This window comes from Priestia abyssalis (assembly GCF_002019595.1).
GTDB classification, from domain to species: Bacteria; Bacillota; Bacilli; order Bacillales; family Bacillaceae_H; genus Bacillus_BA; species Bacillus_BA abyssalis.
In genome coordinates this window covers 4,600,628-4,615,856 of the sequence record NZ_KV917369.1, presented here as the reverse complement: position 1 = coordinate 4,615,856, position 15,229 = coordinate 4,600,628, and the positions used below count along the sequence as shown (strand labels likewise).

Here is a 15,229-nt window from a genome sequence, read left to right as displayed (position 1 = left end):
TCTATCAGTGAGTTTAAAAAAGAAAAATGATCCTGCTTTTTAAACTGAAAATGAACTGTCAACTTATATTCGGTTTTGTCAGCTTTTTACTAACAGTTCATTTTCAGGCGGCTGACTCAAAAGCATATTTTTATGCTTTTGAGTCAGCCGCAATTTAACAATAATGGGTGGGAATGAAGATAATGAAAGAAAAATGGAGATTTATTGATTCTGGAAATCGTGACCCGTATTATAATATGGCACTTGATGAGGTGCTGCTAGAATGGCACAGTGAAGGGAAAATCCCGCCGACGATCCGTTTTTATGGCTGGAATCCTGCCACATTGTCAATCGGCTACTTTCAAAAAGCGGAAAAAGAAATTGACTTTGATATGGTTAAAAAGCATGGGCTCGGATTTGTAAGACGTCCAACAGGAGGCCGCGGTGTCCTCCATGAACATGAGCTTACATACAGTGTCATTGTTTCAGAAGACCATGCTGATATGCCGAAAACCGTAACGGAAGCGTATCGGGTCATTTCACAAGGGTTATTGGAAGGATTTAAGTTATTGGGGCTTGATGCCTACTTTGCCGTTCCGAAAACCGAAGAAGAGAAAAACAGCTTGAAAAATCCTCGTTCTTCTGTTTGTTTTGATGCACCGTCGTGGTATGAACTGGTCGTAGAAGGACGTAAAATTGCCGGCAGTGCCCAAACGCGTCAAAAAGGGGTCATTTTACAGCATGGCTCCATCTTGCTTGATTTGGACGAGGACAAGCTTTTCAGTGTATTCAAATACCCGAGCGATCGTGTTAAAGAACGAATGCAGCGGGCTTTTCGTGAAAAAGCGGTGGCCATCAATGCGATTGCCAATCGAACCATTGAGCTTGAGGAATCAAAAGAGGCTTTCCAAAAAGGGTTTGAAATAGGACTGGATATCGAACTTGAACCTTATACATTGACGGAGGAAGAAGAACGATACGTCCAGCAGCTGGCAAAAACAAAATATGCTTCAGATGAGTGGAATTTCAAAAGATAGAGAAGAGGGTGGACAGGAAGAAGTAAAGCTTCCAGCTCACCCTTTTAGCATGAAAAAACTATAGATAGATTTATGGAGTTGGATAGGATCAACCATTTAAAGGTAGTTTTAATATGGAAAGGCAAATGATATGATGAAGGGCGTGCCGGAAATCAAGACTCTCTAAAGGTTCGGTGTGTCAATCTTTTTTTTATGGGGAAAATAAAATATTTCGCTTGACAAAGACAATATGTAGTATTATTGGAATAATTGAGATACTATATATTGAATTTAGCTGGTAGCTATGGTACTTTATTTATATTGCATGTCTCTGTCTATTTTCTATAATTTGGAAAAAAGGCAGAGACAAAATGTTGAATTTAGGGGAGTTGTAAGAATGACTGTTGCGTTAAATAAATCAACAAACATCGACGTAGAAAAGCTGAATAAAGACATTCAGTTATTTCCGCAAGTCCATCCGATTACACCGGATATGAACAAAACACATAAAGGTGTATCACGACTTGTGATGTTGGATCGTTATTCCTTTAAGGACACCGAGAAACTGACACTATCTGAAGGAGACTTCGTTGTTTTAACGGTAAAAGAAGATCCGAAGTTCCCGGCAAGAGGTCTTGGTTTTATTCAAAAAATAAATTGGGAAAACAAAACGGCAACAGTGCTGATCGAAGACGAGTTCCGAGGGGCTTTATCGAATGAACAGGAAACGTCAACAGGGCTCATTACACGTTCATTAGACGTGATTGAAAAGCCTCTTGAAGTGTACTATGAACAAATTGCCAAACGTAATGCAACAGGGCTTGCATCCGTTGAAACGACAGAAGAAAAACGCCAGGAATGGTTTGAGAAATTTTATAAAGAGTTAGTCGATTTAAACTTTGTACCGGCTGGACGTGTATTGTACGGAGCCGGAGCGGACACGGATGTTACATATTTCAACTGTTACGTAATGCCGTTTGTCCAGGACTCACGCGAAGGCATTTCAGAACACCGCAAGCAAGTGATGGAAATCATGAGCCGAGGCGGCGGTGTCGGAACGAACGGTTCCACGCTTCGCCCACGCAACACATTAGCACGCGGAGTGAACGGCAAATCATCAGGATCCGTTTCATGGCTCGATGATATTGCGAAATTAACACACCTTGTTGAGCAGGGTGGGTCGCGCAGAGGCGCACAAATGATTATGTTGGCGGATTAATTCATTCCAAATAGTTCCTTTTTGTGTTATTATACCTATAAGAACAAACGTTCCTGTAGGGGTGTTGGCCGTGAAGTTAACAAATGCATATCTATATAAACAATATATAGTTGAAGGTTTGTCTGTTAATCAAATTGCCAAAAATCTAGGTACAACGAAATCTCAAGTTAAAAGTGCTTTAAGAAGGCATGGTATAAGGAAGAAGCCGTTGTTGTTGGGAAATCAACTTTACGATAATAAAGAATGGTTATACGAACAGTATATAGTGAAGAAGAAGGGCTATACTGTAATTGCTAGTGAGTTAGGTGTTAGCTATACAACCATTCTAGACCGCATTCTATATTTTGGGTGGAGTCTTCGAGGCCATAAGGAAATAGATAAAGGGGCCCCTAGAAGGGGAACGAAGCATACACCGGAATCTATAGAAAAAATCAAGTCTACTCGTATAAAGAAGCGTATTTTAACTAAGTGCCAATATTGTGGAGAGAAGATTGAGCGGGTATTCTCTGCTTATAAAAGATCGGAGACTAATTACTGTAATCAGTACTGTTTCAGAAAATACTTAGAAGAGAATCGAGTTGAAACAGAAGATATTACTGATTCCGCCGAATATAAACATTGGCGCCTAAAGGTTTATAAGAGAGATGGCTATAGATGTAAAATGCCTGGTTGTTATTCGCAAAGTAGAGATATCGCGGCACATCATATCTTCCCGAAAAAATTGTACCCGGAAAAACAATTTGATATTTCTAATGGAATTACCTTATGTAGAAAATGCCATGAAAAAACTTACGGTAAAGAGGAACAATTTATTGAGATGCTAGTCCGCGTCATTCAGACAATGAGTGACTAGAAAATCGGGTGAATTGCAGGGAAATCCTTAGAGGCAATTGAGCTACAACGTGACTGGAAACGGTGAGCGTGAATGCTTTAAAAATCAATTGCATTGGACAATCTGCAGCCAAGCACCGTACAGGTGAAGGTTCAAAGACTATCGAAACCGTGTGTAAAGCACAGGGAGTAGAGTAGGGAAAGATATTCTTTCTCGAAGCGCCCGGCCTCTAACAGGTAAAGCTGAGGGTGATGATATAGTCTAATCCGTCTGCTTGAAAGCAGAGTTAAAGTATCCTGAAAAGGACGGTATTTCATGTGGCATCCAGACATCATTGAATTCATCATTTCTAAAATGCAAAACCCAAGAATTTTACGATTCTTGCTTGAAAATACAAATGACGAGCGAATTAAAAAAGCAGCACAGGATAAGCTGAAATTTACACCGCTGACAGAGCAGGAAAAAGCGATGTACCAAGGAATCGTAAATTATAAGAACATTCCTGGCCAAGGTGGATTTAACGATAAAATTTTCAAAGATGCGGAAGAAAAATTAAGAACAGGCGGCACATACAGCGTGCATAACCCTGAGTTTTTAACGGGTGCGAACATTTCCGTTTGCTTGACGAAGGATTTCATGGAAGCTGTTGAAAACGATGCAGATTATGAGCTTCGCTTCCCGGCTGTCGAAACATACAACGAAGAAGAAATGAAGGCATACAACGAAAAATGGCATGAAGTCGGCGACGTACGCGAATGGGAAAAACTTGGCTATCGCATTCGTACGTACCGCACAATGAAAGCGAAAGAGCTTTGGAACCTGATCAACATTTGTGCCACATATTCAGCAGAGCCTGGGATTTTCTTCATTGATAACGCAAACGAGATGACGAACGCAAAAGCGTACGGTCAGCAAGTCGTTGCGACAAATCCGTGTGGTAGAGTAGCTTAGTTTGCCTCACGTTAAAAATTGCGGAATGAAGCGGGAACCCTGTGATGGGAATCCGAACCGAAGGCTAAAGGTAAAGCTTTAGTCAGGGGCAACGCATAGGAGATGAACCTGTCTTAGCAGAATATAATTCTCCCACGAGGCCGCAACACCTAATGGTGAAAAGATATGCTGAACTATGCCGAACAAGAAGGGATAGAAGTAGAGGATAAAAAGCCTTTACGATAACAAAACTGGAACAGCCTCTCGCACCATTCTCCGTATGTAACCTTGCAGCGGTAAACTTAGCGGAAATGGCCGATAAGGAAAACAAAACGGTTAACTTTGAAAAGTTAAAGCAAACAGTAGAAGTAGGCGTACGCATGCAAGACAATGTTATTGATGCAACTCCTTACTTCTTGGAAGAAAATAAAAAACAAGCGCTGGGTGAACGCCGTGTCGGCCTTGGTGTCATGGGCTTGCACGATCTTCTTATCTACTGTGAAACAGAGTACGGTTCAGAGGAAGGCAACAAGCTGATTGACGAAGTGTTCGAAACAATCGCAACAACTGCTTACCGCGCTTCTGTTGAACTGGCAAAAGAAAAGGGAAGCTTCCCGTTCTTAGTTGGTGAAACAGAAGAAGAAACGGCTCGCTTGCGCGAAGCATTCACGAATACAGGCTACATGAAGAAAATGCCTGAAGATGTTCGTGAAGACATTAAAGAGTATGGTATTCGCAACTCGCATTTACTGACTGTTGCTCCTACGGGCAGTACAGGAACAATGGTTGGTGTATCAACAGGACTTGAACCTTACTTCTCGTTCTCTTATTTCCGAAGCGGACGTTTAGGTAAGTTCATTGAAGTAAAAGCGGATATCGTTCAAGAATATTTAGATCAGCATCCAGAGGCAGATCCGAATAACTTGCCAAACTGGTTCATCTCGGCGATGGATTTGGCGCCTGAAGCACATGCGGATGTACAATGTGTCATCCAGCGCTGGATCGACAGCTCCATCAGTAAAACGGTGAATGCACCAAGAGGATACACGGTCGAGCAAGTGGAAAAAGTGTATGAGCGTCTTTACAAAGGCGGTGCAAAAGGAGGAACGGTTTATGTGGACGGAAGCCGTGATGCCCAAGTATTAACGTTAAAAGCGGAAGAAAACACGTTTGACGATGAAGTGGAAGCAACCGAAACAAAACATGAAAAGCCGCATGTCGTTTTAGTGGAAACCATCAGCGACTTGCGTTCGACTGATGTGACAATCGGTTCGGAAGTAGGAAATACGTGCCCTGTTTGCCGTCAAGGAAAAGTAAAAGAAATCGGCGGCTGCAATACGTGCACGAACTGCGGTGCACAGTTAAAGTGCGGTCTATAAGGAGTCATAAAAAAGCTGTCGGGGTATTACCGACAGCTTTTCATATTATATAAATCCAAATTAATTTTTTAAGCTTTTCTATCGGACTTTCTTCTATGTAGGCCTTTCTGTTCTTCCATCCCGAGTAAGCTCACAAGGGTTCTCCTATAAGCGGCTGACAAGAGCCCTTAATGTCGCTTGGCAGCCGCTTATGCATAAATCATTTAGCATGGGCGCTCTTTGCCCATGCTAAATGATTTATGTGGATTTATATATACAAAATTTGCAGGGGATGCATTGTCTAACTTTTCGCTCATACTACATAAGAACATGGATTTCGATTGAAAAGAGGTGAGCGAACGGATGAAACCTTTTGTCCCGCAGCTTGTATATATTGAACCGCGTGCACTTGAATATCCACTTGGACGTGAGCTGAAAGAGAAATTTGAAAAAATGAATATTGAAATACGAGAAACCACTTCACATAATCAGGTAAGAGGACTGCCAGGTGAAACGGATCTTCAAAAGTATCGTGTCGCTAAATCAACATTAGTAGTAGGTGTGAGAAAGACGCTGAAATTTGATACGTCCAAGCCGTCTGCTGAATATGCGATTCCACTTGCAACAGGGTGTATGGGGCACTGCCATTATTGCTATTTACAAACGACACTCGGAAGCAAACCATACATCCGCACATACGTTAACTTAGAAGAAATTTTTGACCAAGCACAAAAGTACATGGATGAGCGGGCGCCGGAAATCACACGATTTGAAGCGGCCTGTACATCCGATATCGTGGGCCTTGATCATTTAACCCATTCTTTGAAAAAAGCCATCGAGTTTATTGGGCAAACAGAGCATGGACGCCTTCGTTTTGTCACGAAATATCATTTTGTCGATCATTTGCTGGATGCCAATCATAACGGAAAAACGCGTTTTCGCTTCAGTGTAAATTCGCGCTATGTCATTAAAAACTTTGAACCGGGAACATCTTCGTTTGACGAACGGCTGGAAGCAGCCAGAAAAGTGGCTAATGCCGGCTATCCATTAGGATTTATTGTCGCTCCGATTTACATGCATGATGATTGGCAGGAAGGCTATTTCGAATTGTTTGAGCGATTATCAAACGCATTGCAAGGTGTAAACTTACAGGACTTGACGTTTGAGCTTATTCAGCACCGCTTCACAAAACCTGCTAAAAAGGTGATTGAAAAGCATTATCCTAAAACAAAATTAGAAATGGATGAAGAAAAGCGGAAATACAAATGGGGCCGATACGGAATCGGGAAATATGTCTATCCGACAGAGGAAGCTCAAGATCTTGAAACGACCATGAGGCAGTATATTCATCAGTTCTTTCCTGAAGCCGAGATTCAATATTTTACGTAGAAAGAAGCGTCAAACTTGTTATTTTTAAGGTTCTATAGTAAAATTTCATTGATTGTCTTTTGTGAAAAATACAAATCATTGGAAATTGATTTAATAAATGAATGAAAAAGTAGAAATATAGAGAATTATTGGAGGAGATGCCATGCCTACGCCAAGTATGGAAGATTATATTGAACAAATTTATATGCTGATTGAAGATAAAGGGTATGCACGTGTATCTGATATCGCAGAAGCGTTGGCGGTTCATCCCTCCTCAGTAACGAAAATGGTGCAAAAGCTTGATAAAGATGAATATTTAATTTATGAAAAGTATCGCGGCTTAGTCTTAACATCAAAAGGGAAGAAAATTGGCAAACGTCTAGTATATCGTCATGAGCTGCTAGAACAGTTTTTACGGATCATTGGTGTTGATGAAAGCAATATTTACGGGGATGTAGAGGGGATCGAGCATCATTTGAGCTGGAACTCCATTGACCGCATCGGTGATTTAGTTCAATATTTTGAAGAAAATCCAAATAGCCTCGAGGCTCTTCGGGCTGTGCAAAAACGAAATGAAGAGGAACAGACATCTTCTTCGTCGTAAGAAATGGGTTTCACTCATCATATTATAAAGAAGTTTCACGTTTTTGAAGACTAACTTGATAGGAGTTGGTCTTTTTTGTTTTTTTATTAATGGGGTATCCCCTCTGTTGTTTTAGTGGGCCATTATACATAATTTTTATTGCATAATCCACGTGTTCTTCGATTACTAATGTAAAAGGAGTGGTTACCGAAGGAGGAACACATGTGTACATAGACGGTGTGTTTTCTGGTGGAGGGATTAAAGGGTTTGCGCTTATTGGAGCTTTGCAGGCAATCGAAGAAAAAGGCTTTGTATTTCGCCGCCTAGCCGGGACGAGTGCGGGCGCTATTATTTCGGCTTTTATTATGGCAGGGTATACGAGCCGTGACATATTTGAGATGATGAATGAGCTGGAGCTTGAACATTTATTGGATGAAAGGCGCACTATTCTTCCTGCTGGCTTAACAAAATGGCTCTGTTTGTATTGGCGTCTAGGCCTTTATAAGGGAGAAAAGCTGGAAAAGTGGGTGGAAGTGAAACTGAAAGACAGGGGAATCTATACATTTGCCGATTTGCCGCCTCATTCTTTACGAATTGTCGCATCTGATCTAACGAACGGCAAAATTCTCGTGCTGCCTGATGATTTACCTAATTACGGAATTTCTCCAGAGCGGTTTTCTGTAGCGAAAGCGGTGCGCATGAGCTGCAGTCTTCCTTATTTCTTCGAGCCGGTTAAATTAAAAAGTCTGGGTGAAACCATTGTAGTTGTAGATGGCGGTGTATTGAGCAACTTTCCGATTTGGTTATTTGATCATGAAACGAGGCCTAAGGTACGGCCTGTACTGGGAGTCAAATTGAGTCCAAAGGAAGAAGAACAAGAGAAAAATGAAATTAAAAACGCCATTGATTTATTCGGGGCTTTATTCGAAACGATGAAAGATGCGCATGATGCAAGACATATTTCCAAGCGCCATGAGAAAAACATCATTTTCCTGCCGGTCAAGCAAGTGGTATTAACAGAATTCCAGTTGTCCGATGAAACGAAATTGGAACTAATCCGATTAGGGAAAGAGGAAACGTACAAATTTTTCAAGAAATGGTGCTATTAAAAAAGCTGACGAAAACAGAGTTATTTCATCTGTTTTCGTCAGCTTTTTTTGAGATGGTTCGTTCCACTTTTCTTCATTGTCCAGCTGCGGCTCCTAATCTTTCAGCTATTTCACTTTTGGCCATGAAACCAAAAAGCGGTTTCCCGGTCAAAAGTTCCAACATCTCTCAAGATTGAACAGTCTCCTTCGCTTTTCTTATTGTCCAGCTCCACGAGCCAGCCCCTATGGCAATTTCGCTTCTTCCTGCGGAACCAAAAAGCGGTTCCTTGTCAGAAGCTCCAATTTCCTATGGGAGAGAGCCATGGATGGCGAAGGTTACAGCGTTGCTCACAGGACGTGAGCGCTCTTAGCTGGAACTTGGCTCGTTCCGCGTTTCCTAGAAAAAGGCCCGATTTTTTTCTTTCCTTTTTTTCCTTCAATAACGGTTAATTGGGTTTCTTTGCGTTTTTTCATCGTTTGAAGTTTATTAGGGCGTTTGCTCTTTTTCAAACTGCGAACATCGGCTTGCTTTTGCGTTCGTTCCCTTAATCGAGACTTCGATTGTTTAACGGCACGAATATATTCTTTGCTCTGCTGGCCGCTTTGGCCAGGGCGAAGGATATAGTTAAAAAAGACATAGAAGATCACAAGGAACAGCACCGTAAAGCCGATCGTACGCAATAGGCTCGTTGGTTTATTGATGAGTTCATAAAGAAAGCCAACCACTCCTAATGTAATAACACCGTATAATAAAGTTTTGATTAAGGGACGTCTCATCATGTTCACCTCCTGATATGTTCAGACAAACAACGCTACATCGTTTGATCATGTGCCGGCTTCATAAGAAATGGAAAGTAAATAACATGAAGGAAAACGGCTGAACAGACCGATGTATTAAACTACTTTATCTTCGTCAGCAGAAGCTTTATATTTTTCTTCTGCATGTAAGAGTTCGTTAAATGAAGCAATGGCTACTTCTACTTGTTCATTGGTCGGCTCCTTTGTTGTGAGAAGCTGAAGCCAAAGACCTGGATAGCCTAAATACCGAAGTACTGGTACATCACGCAATTTATTGGTAAACTGCAATACTTCAAATGAGATACCGAGTACAACTGGAATTAAAGCAAGGCGGTTGACGACGCGAACCCATAGAGGATCTGTCGGTACCAACAAATAGACAAACATTCCAACGACCACTGTGAATAAAATGAAACTGCTGCCGCAGCGGTAATGAAGCCTTGACATTGATTGAACGTTTTCAATTGTCAGTTCTTTATCCGCTTCATAGGCATTAATCACTTTATGTTCTGCACCGTGATATTGAAACACCCTTTTGATTAACGGTGTTTGTGAAATAGCAAAAATATAACCAAGTAACAACAAAAGTTTAAATAACCCTTCTACAAGAATTTGCGATAAGTCCGATGAAAAAACGGGCCTTGTCAATGCTGCCAGAAAAACGGGAAGAAGGGTAAACAGCACTTTGCCGAATAAAAATGAAATGACTCCGATTGTGGCAATACCGAGGATCAGCGTCAGCTTCGATTCTTTTTTTTCTTGTAAACGATAGTCTTCATTCGGGTCTAAATCAAACCTTTCGGATGAAAAATTTAAATGTCTGGACCCGTTAGCGCTCGCTTCAATAATGGCTGCAATTCCTCTTAAAAAAGGAAATTTTTTAAGAACGGTCAACACCTTATTGGGCTTGCGAGGAGAATGGAAAAAATCGATGGATTGATCTTTTCGCCGAATCGCCGTAACGCATGTGTGCTTTCCGCCGAACATTACACCTTCCATCACAGCTTGACCACCGTATACCGGTTTTGAAATTTTAGACATGTGTGACACCAACCTAACTAAACGAATTAACTTATTATTGTATATTCTACAGCAAATCGAAATAAACCTCTAGGTCGATGCATGTTATATATTGTAGCCAGAAAAATTCCATATAAATCCATTATATATAAAAAAATTACTTTGAAGGAAAAGCACAAATAGAAATCAAGGTTATAGTTCATACTATGGCTAGAGGTGAGTGGTTATGGCACAATCAAAGAAAAGTAGAAAAAACGAGAATCAGTCTGCGTCATTCCTTGCCAAAGTGGTTGTCATCGGATTGGCAGGAGGAATATTGTGGAGTTTTATTGCTTATTTGGCATCGATTGTTAACTTGACAGAAATTAGCCCGAATTTGATTTTACAGCCGTGGACGCTCGGTGCGTGGAAAGATAAAACGCTCGGAAATTTTATTAGTATTTTGTTAATTGGCGTTATATCGATTGTTGTTGCACTTATTTATTTTGCTGCTTTAAAACGGTTTAAAAGTATATTTGTTGGAATGATATATGGGGTAGCTCTATGGGCCATCGTGTTTTATTTGCTAAATCCTGTATTTCCTAACTTGAAAACCGTGAAAGAGCTTGAAATGAATACGGTTATTACTACATTATGCTTATACATCTTGTACGGTGTCTTTGTTGGTTATTCTATTTCTTTTGAAGCGGCTGAACTGGAGACGGCCTCTCAAACAGAAGGGGCTAATGAAGAGTAAAGGGTCACTCTTTGAGTTGGCCTTTTTTTTTGTTAATATGGTAAGTATATGAAACCGCATTGAAAGATCGGCGGATAAGAAAATTGAGTATCGTTTCTAAAGCTGGTTGATATTCAATAAATTTGTTTAAGTTCATAACGTTCACTGAAATGGGAGAAAGGGGAAGTCTTATGAAAAAGATATTAGTCGTCAACGGTCCAAATTTAAATCGATTAGGGGTTCGGGAACCAGGGATATATGGAATGCAAACGCTGGCGGATCTCGAGCATCGAATGCAAGAGTTGGGGAGGGGGCATGGAGTAGAAATCGACTGTTTTCAGTCCAATCATGAAGGAGCCATTATTGACCGCATCCATCAAGCTGACACTTTATATGAAGGAATCATTTTGAACCCGGGGGCATTTACCCACTATAGTTATGCGATTCGGGATGCTATTGCGAGCATTTCCATTCCTGTCATTGAAGTACATATATCGAATGTCCATGCAAGGGAGGAGTTTCGTCACCACTCGGTTACTGCACCGGTGACAAAAGGTCAAATTGTTGGCTTAGGTTTATATGGATATGAATTGGCCTTTTTTGCTTTAATAAATGAGAAAAAAGGAGAGAAATAATATGGGAAAATTAACGGGGCTGCGAGAGTCTTTTGCCAAAAATGGCATCGATGGAATGTTGATTACAAGCGGTTATAACCGCAGGTATATCACGAATTTCACAGGAACGGCAGGCATTGCGGTTGTTTCAGCTGAAAAAGCGGTCTTTATCACAGATTTTCGTTACGTGGAGCAAGCCAACGAGCAAATAAAGGAATTCGAAATTATTCAGCATAAAGGGCTAATTATAGAAGAGATAGCTAAACAAATAGAACGGCTTGGGATTAAGAACCTTGGGTTCGAGCAGCAGCATGTCACATTTGCTGAGTTTGCTTCATACAAAAAGAGTATTCAAGCTCAACTCGTTCCCGTTTCAGATATTGTTGAAAAGTTACGCTTGATAAAGACGGATTCAGAGATTAAGATATTAAAGGAAGCGGCAAAAATTGCAGATGCAGCGTTTGAACATATTTTAACCTTTATACGACCGGGTGTGACAGAACTTGACGTATCAAATGAACTTGAGTTTTTTATGCGCAAGCAAGGAGCCGTATCTTCATCATTTGACATTATTGTAGCCTCAGGCTATCGCTCAGCTTTGCCGCATGGAGTAGCCACACAAAAGACCATTGAAAAAGGTGAACTTGTTACACTCGATTTTGGTGCATACTATAAAGGATACTGTTCAGATATTACACGAACTGTTGCAGTGGGCGATGTAAGTGATCAATTAAAAACGATCTATGATGTCGTTCTGCAAGCGCAGCTTCGGGGGATGAACGGTATTAAAGCAGGGATGACCGGAAAAGAGGCTGACGCGCTCACTCGTGATTATATTAGCGAAAAGGGGTATGGCGAATATTTTGGCCATTCCACTGGACATGGACTCGGTATGGAAGTGCACGAAGGCCCTGCTTTATCGGTGAGATCTGACACGCTATTACAGCCGGGCATGGTCGTAACCGTAGAGCCGGGAATCTACATAGCAAACGTTGGCGGTGTCAGAATTGAAGATGATACAGTCGTTACGTTAGAAGGTAACGAATCATTAACTCACTCAACAAAAGAGTTGATTATCTTATAAGATGTAGGAGGATTTATTGAATGATTTCAGTAAACGATTTTCGTACAGGTTTAACAATTGAAGTAGACGGAGGCATTTGGCGCGTATTGGATTTCCAACACGTAAAGCCGGGTAAAGGTGCCGCGTTCGTACGTTCTAAATTACGTAACTTGCGTACAGGCGCTATTCAAGAGAAAACATTCCGCGGCGGTGAAAAAGTAGCGAAAGCTCAAATCGATAACCGTAAAATGCAGTATCTATATGCAAATGGCGACCAACACGTATTCATGGATACCGAAAGTTATGAACAAATCGAGCTGCCGGCAACAGCTATTGAATACGAATTGAAATTCTTAAAAGAAAATATGGAAGTTTCAATTATGATGTATCAAAGCGAGACAATCGGTATCGAGCTTCCGAATACGGTTGAATTAAAGGTTGTAGAAACAGAGCCTGGTATTAAGGGTGATACGGCTTCCGGCGGTTCAAAGCCGGCTATCGTGGAAACTGGATTAAGTGTCCAAGTTCCATTCTTCGTCAACGAAGGCGATGTATTAATTGTTAATACAACAGACGGTTCTTACGTATCACGTGCGTAATGTTTATTAAATACGCATGAATGCAGCGGCATGGATAAAAAGGGTATCCATGCCGCATTTTGCTTCTTTAGGACGAATGAAAAAGTTAAATAACGTAAAAAGCCTCCGGTGACTTTTATCGCACCGGAGTTTTTTTATGAGGTGGATTTTCATAAATTCGAATGAGCGGCATAGGCTTGTACTAGGATATATTAAAGGAATTCATCACGGATCGGAGGAACTTATGAAGCGCTGGTTGCATTATATTGACTCAACTGTTTTAACGATGGCCATTTTGCGGTTTGTTTCTTCCTTTATTGAATTGACGGCCGCCATTTTGATTTTAGTAAACAATGATGTAAAAAAAGCTTTACTTATTAACGGAGCTTTGGCGGTAATTGGACCGCTTGTGATGATGGCGTCCTTTTCCTTAGGCCTTGTATCCATTGCCGGCCAGTTATCCATCGGGAAATTCGTGCTCATCATTACAGGAGTCATTCTTATTTTGATTGGTGTTTTGAAATAATGGGGAGCCGAGACTTGTAAGACAACTCATAGTCATAAAGCGGTCAAGCCTGCATACATTGAGAATAATGATAAAGGGCGAGGGGATTAATGATGAACGAAATTTTATATATGCTTCCTAAAAGTATTGTTGATCTTTCTTCTCCGTTCATAAGGGATGAGACGAGAGGGTTGGAGGAAATTCGCATTCGCGTCGGACGTCCTCTTGAATTTATCGTAAAGGGAAAAGCCCAGTTCTGTCCGTATTTACCATCGGCAGAAGACGCCAAATTTATATTGAACAAGTTGAGTCAATTTTCCATTTATATGATTGAAGAAGAATTGAAAAAAGGCTATGTCACCATTGAGGGAGGGCATCGAGTTGGTTTGGCGGGAAAGGTCGTTACAGACAATGGATCTGTCAAAGTCATACGGGATGTCACATCTTTTAATATTCGTGTAGCAAAAGAAAAAATGGGAATTGCCATTCCGATTGTTCCATATCTTTATGAAGGGAAATGGCTCAATTCCATTATCCTTGGGCCGCCGCAAACGGGGAAAACAACGATGATCCGGGATATAGCTCGTTTGATGAGCACGGGGATGGAACAGAAAAATATCTCCTCCATTAAAGTGGGAATAGTGGATGAACGATCGGAAATTGCCGGATGTGTCAAAGGGGTGCCACAGCATACATTTGGTCCGCGGCTGGATGTATTGGACGCATGTCCTAAAGCGGAAGGGATGATGATGATGATTCGCTCCATGAGCCCAGACGTTCTTATTGTTGATGAAATCGGCCGTCAAGAGGATTGTGATGCCGTTTTAGAAGCCATTCATGCGGGTGTGGGTCTTATCATGACTGTTCATGGTTATAGCATAGACGATTTACGTAAGCGACCGTCTTTAAAGACATTGCTGGACACGGAGAGTTTTGAGCGGTTTGTGGTTCTTTCAAATGAAAGAGGACCTGGAACGATACGCCAAATCTATAATGGAAATCTGCATCCCATGCTGCAAAGGAAAAACGCCAAGGAGGAAGCGATATGAAGTTGTTTGGAGCCATCTTCATTTTAGCGGCTTCGACATGGGCTGGGTTCGAAATGGCGAAGCAGCTGAGCGACCGTCCAAGACAGCTAAGACAGTTAAAGACCGCCTTGCAGTCGCTCGAGGCAGAGATTATGTACAGCCACCGTCCACTGAGAGAGATTGCTTTACTGCTGGCAGCCCAGCTGCCTAAACCGTTGTCTCTTTTGTTTGAGCGGTTTGCATCAAGACTGGAATCGGAAGAAGCCGGTGTCAAATATGCGTGGGAGAACAGTTTGGAAGAGGTTTGGAGTCATACGTCTTTGAGACAGGGTGAAATGGAAGTGTTGAAGCAATTTGGGGAAACGCTTGGCCAACATGACCGCTATTCTCAGCAAAAACACATTTTATTGGCTCTTTCCCATTTGGAAAGAGAGGAGAAAGATGCAGTGGAAAGACAGGCGCAATATGAAAAAATGGTTAAAAGTCTTGGTTTCTTAACAGGACTATTACTCGTCATTTTACTGATGTAGCTTAT

General features: G+C 41.3%; 14 protein-coding genes and 3 pseudogenes. 15 read left to right on the top strand and 2 right to left on the bottom strand.

Going from position 1 to position 15,229, the window contains the following annotated elements:
- The first annotated feature begins 179 nt into the window (after window positions 1-179).
- The 8 genes and pseudogenes from BK575_RS22045 (at window position 180) to BK575_RS22010 (ending at window position 8,394) form a co-directional block, all read left to right on the top strand.
- Window positions 180-1,016, top strand: a complete 837-nt coding sequence (locus BK575_RS22045; RefSeq protein WP_078414917.1) for a lipoate--protein ligase family protein — start codon at window positions 180-182, stop codon at window positions 1,014-1,016.
- A 376-nt stretch (window positions 1,017-1,392) separates the two neighbouring features.
- Window positions 1,393-2,211, top strand: a pseudogene (locus BK575_RS22040) (ribonucleotide reductase N-terminal alpha domain-containing protein); the annotation flags it as partial.
- A 73-nt stretch (window positions 2,212-2,284) separates the two neighbouring features.
- On the top strand, window positions 2,285-3,067 hold the full coding sequence (locus BK575_RS22035) for an HNH endonuclease (protein WP_078413739.1): 783 nt from the start codon (window positions 2,285-2,287) through the stop codon (window positions 3,065-3,067).
- Window positions 3,068-3,364: 297 nt separating this feature from the next.
- Window positions 3,365-3,985: pseudogene (locus BK575_RS22030) on the top strand (vitamin B12-dependent ribonucleotide reductase); the annotation flags it as partial.
- A gap of 245 nt (window positions 3,986-4,230) precedes the next feature.
- Window positions 4,231-5,355: pseudogene (locus BK575_RS22025) on the top strand (ribonucleoside-diphosphate reductase); the annotation flags it as partial.
- A gap of 342 nt (window positions 5,356-5,697) precedes the next feature.
- Complete coding sequence (gene splB, locus BK575_RS22020) at window positions 5,698-6,723, top strand: spore photoproduct lyase (RefSeq protein ID WP_078413736.1); 1,026 nt, start codon at window positions 5,698-5,700, stop codon at window positions 6,721-6,723.
- Between the two features lie 142 nt (window positions 6,724-6,865).
- Entirely contained in the window at window positions 6,866-7,306 is a 441-nt protein-coding gene (gene mntR, locus BK575_RS22015) for a transcriptional regulator MntR (RefSeq protein ID WP_028394853.1), read from the top strand.
- Between the two features lie 203 nt (window positions 7,307-7,509).
- A complete protein-coding gene (locus BK575_RS22010; protein WP_078413735.1) occupies window positions 7,510-8,394 on the top strand; it encodes a patatin-like phospholipase family protein in 885 nt (294 codons plus the stop codon).
- Window positions 8,395-8,721: 327 nt separating this feature from the next.
- Here BK575_RS22010 and BK575_RS22000 read toward each other — a convergent pair whose 3' ends face one another.
- A complete protein-coding gene (locus BK575_RS22000) occupies window positions 8,722-9,153 on the bottom strand; it encodes an SA1362 family protein (RefSeq protein WP_204524878.1) in 432 nt (143 codons plus the stop codon).
- Between the two features lie 114 nt (window positions 9,154-9,267).
- Window positions 9,268-10,212, bottom strand: coding sequence for a DUF1385 domain-containing protein (locus BK575_RS21995; RefSeq protein WP_078413733.1), 945 nt, complete (start codon window positions 10,210-10,212; stop codon window positions 9,268-9,270).
- A 205-nt stretch (window positions 10,213-10,417) separates the two neighbouring features.
- Here BK575_RS21995 and BK575_RS21990 point away from each other — a divergent pair, with 205 nt between their 5' ends.
- The 7 genes from BK575_RS21990 (at window position 10,418) to spoIIIAB (ending at window position 15,224) form a co-directional block, all read left to right on the top strand.
- Complete coding sequence (locus tag BK575_RS21990; protein ID WP_078413732.1) at window positions 10,418-10,927, top strand: YqhR family membrane protein; 510 nt, start codon at window positions 10,418-10,420, stop codon at window positions 10,925-10,927.
- 170 nt (window positions 10,928-11,097) lie between these two features.
- Complete coding sequence (gene aroQ / locus BK575_RS21985; RefSeq protein WP_078413731.1) at window positions 11,098-11,541, top strand: type II 3-dehydroquinate dehydratase; 444 nt, start codon at window positions 11,098-11,100, stop codon at window positions 11,539-11,541.
- Window position 11,542: 1 nt separating this feature from the next.
- Window positions 11,543-12,604: a M24 family metallopeptidase gene (locus BK575_RS21980; RefSeq protein ID WP_078413730.1), complete on the top strand. Its 1,062-nt coding sequence runs from the start codon at window positions 11,543-11,545 to the stop codon at window positions 12,602-12,604.
- A 20-nt stretch (window positions 12,605-12,624) separates the two neighbouring features.
- Window positions 12,625-13,182 carry an elongation factor P gene (efp, locus tag BK575_RS21975; protein WP_028394845.1) on the top strand — a complete coding sequence of 186 codons (558 nt, stop codon included), beginning with the start codon at window positions 12,625-12,627 and terminating at the stop codon, window positions 13,180-13,182.
- 223 nt (window positions 13,183-13,405) lie between these two features.
- On the top strand, window positions 13,406-13,687 hold the full coding sequence (locus tag BK575_RS21970; protein WP_078413729.1) for a YqhV family protein: 282 nt from the start codon (window positions 13,406-13,408) through the stop codon (window positions 13,685-13,687).
- 92 nt (window positions 13,688-13,779) lie between these two features.
- Window positions 13,780-14,715 (top strand): stage III sporulation protein AA, encoded by a 936-nt coding sequence (spoIIIAA, locus tag BK575_RS21965; protein WP_078413728.1) that lies wholly within the window; start codon window positions 13,780-13,782, stop codon window positions 14,713-14,715.
- Window positions 14,712-15,224 carry a stage III sporulation protein SpoIIIAB gene (spoIIIAB, locus tag BK575_RS21960; protein WP_078413727.1) on the top strand — a complete coding sequence of 171 codons (513 nt, stop codon included), beginning with the start codon at window positions 14,712-14,714 and terminating at the stop codon, window positions 15,222-15,224. Before spoIIIAA ends, spoIIIAB begins: the two co-directional genes overlap by 4 nt.
- Window positions 15,225-15,229 lie beyond the last annotated feature (5 nt).

Coding starts and splice junctions, on each gene's coding strand:
- spoIIIAB (WP_078413727.1), top strand. CDS start 14,712: ATGAAGTTGTTTGGAGCCATCTTCATTTTAGCGGCTTCGACATGGGCT.
- splB (WP_078413736.1), top strand. CDS start 5,698: ATGAAACCTTTTGTCCCGCAGCTTGTATATATTGAACCGCGTGCACTT.
- efp (WP_028394845.1), top strand. CDS start 12,625: ATGATTTCAGTAAACGATTTTCGTACAGGTTTAACAATTGAAGTAGAC.
- BK575_RS21995 (WP_078413733.1), bottom strand. CDS start 10,212: ATGTCTAAAATTTCAAAACCGGTATACGGTGGTCAAGCTGTGATGGAA.
- BK575_RS21970 (WP_078413729.1), top strand. CDS start 13,406: ATGAAGCGCTGGTTGCATTATATTGACTCAACTGTTTTAACGATGGCC.
- aroQ (WP_078413731.1), top strand. CDS start 11,098: ATGAAAAAGATATTAGTCGTCAACGGTCCAAATTTAAATCGATTAGGG.
- BK575_RS22000 (WP_204524878.1), bottom strand. CDS start 9,153: ATGATGAGACGTCCCTTAATCAAAACTTTATTATACGGTGTTATTACA.
- mntR (WP_028394853.1), top strand. CDS start 6,866: ATGCCTACGCCAAGTATGGAAGATTATATTGAACAAATTTATATGCTG.
- spoIIIAA (WP_078413728.1), top strand. CDS start 13,780: ATGAACGAAATTTTATATATGCTTCCTAAAAGTATTGTTGATCTTTCT.
- BK575_RS21980 (WP_078413730.1), top strand. CDS start 11,543: ATGGGAAAATTAACGGGGCTGCGAGAGTCTTTTGCCAAAAATGGCATC.
- BK575_RS21990 (WP_078413732.1), top strand. CDS start 10,418: ATGGCACAATCAAAGAAAAGTAGAAAAAACGAGAATCAGTCTGCGTCA.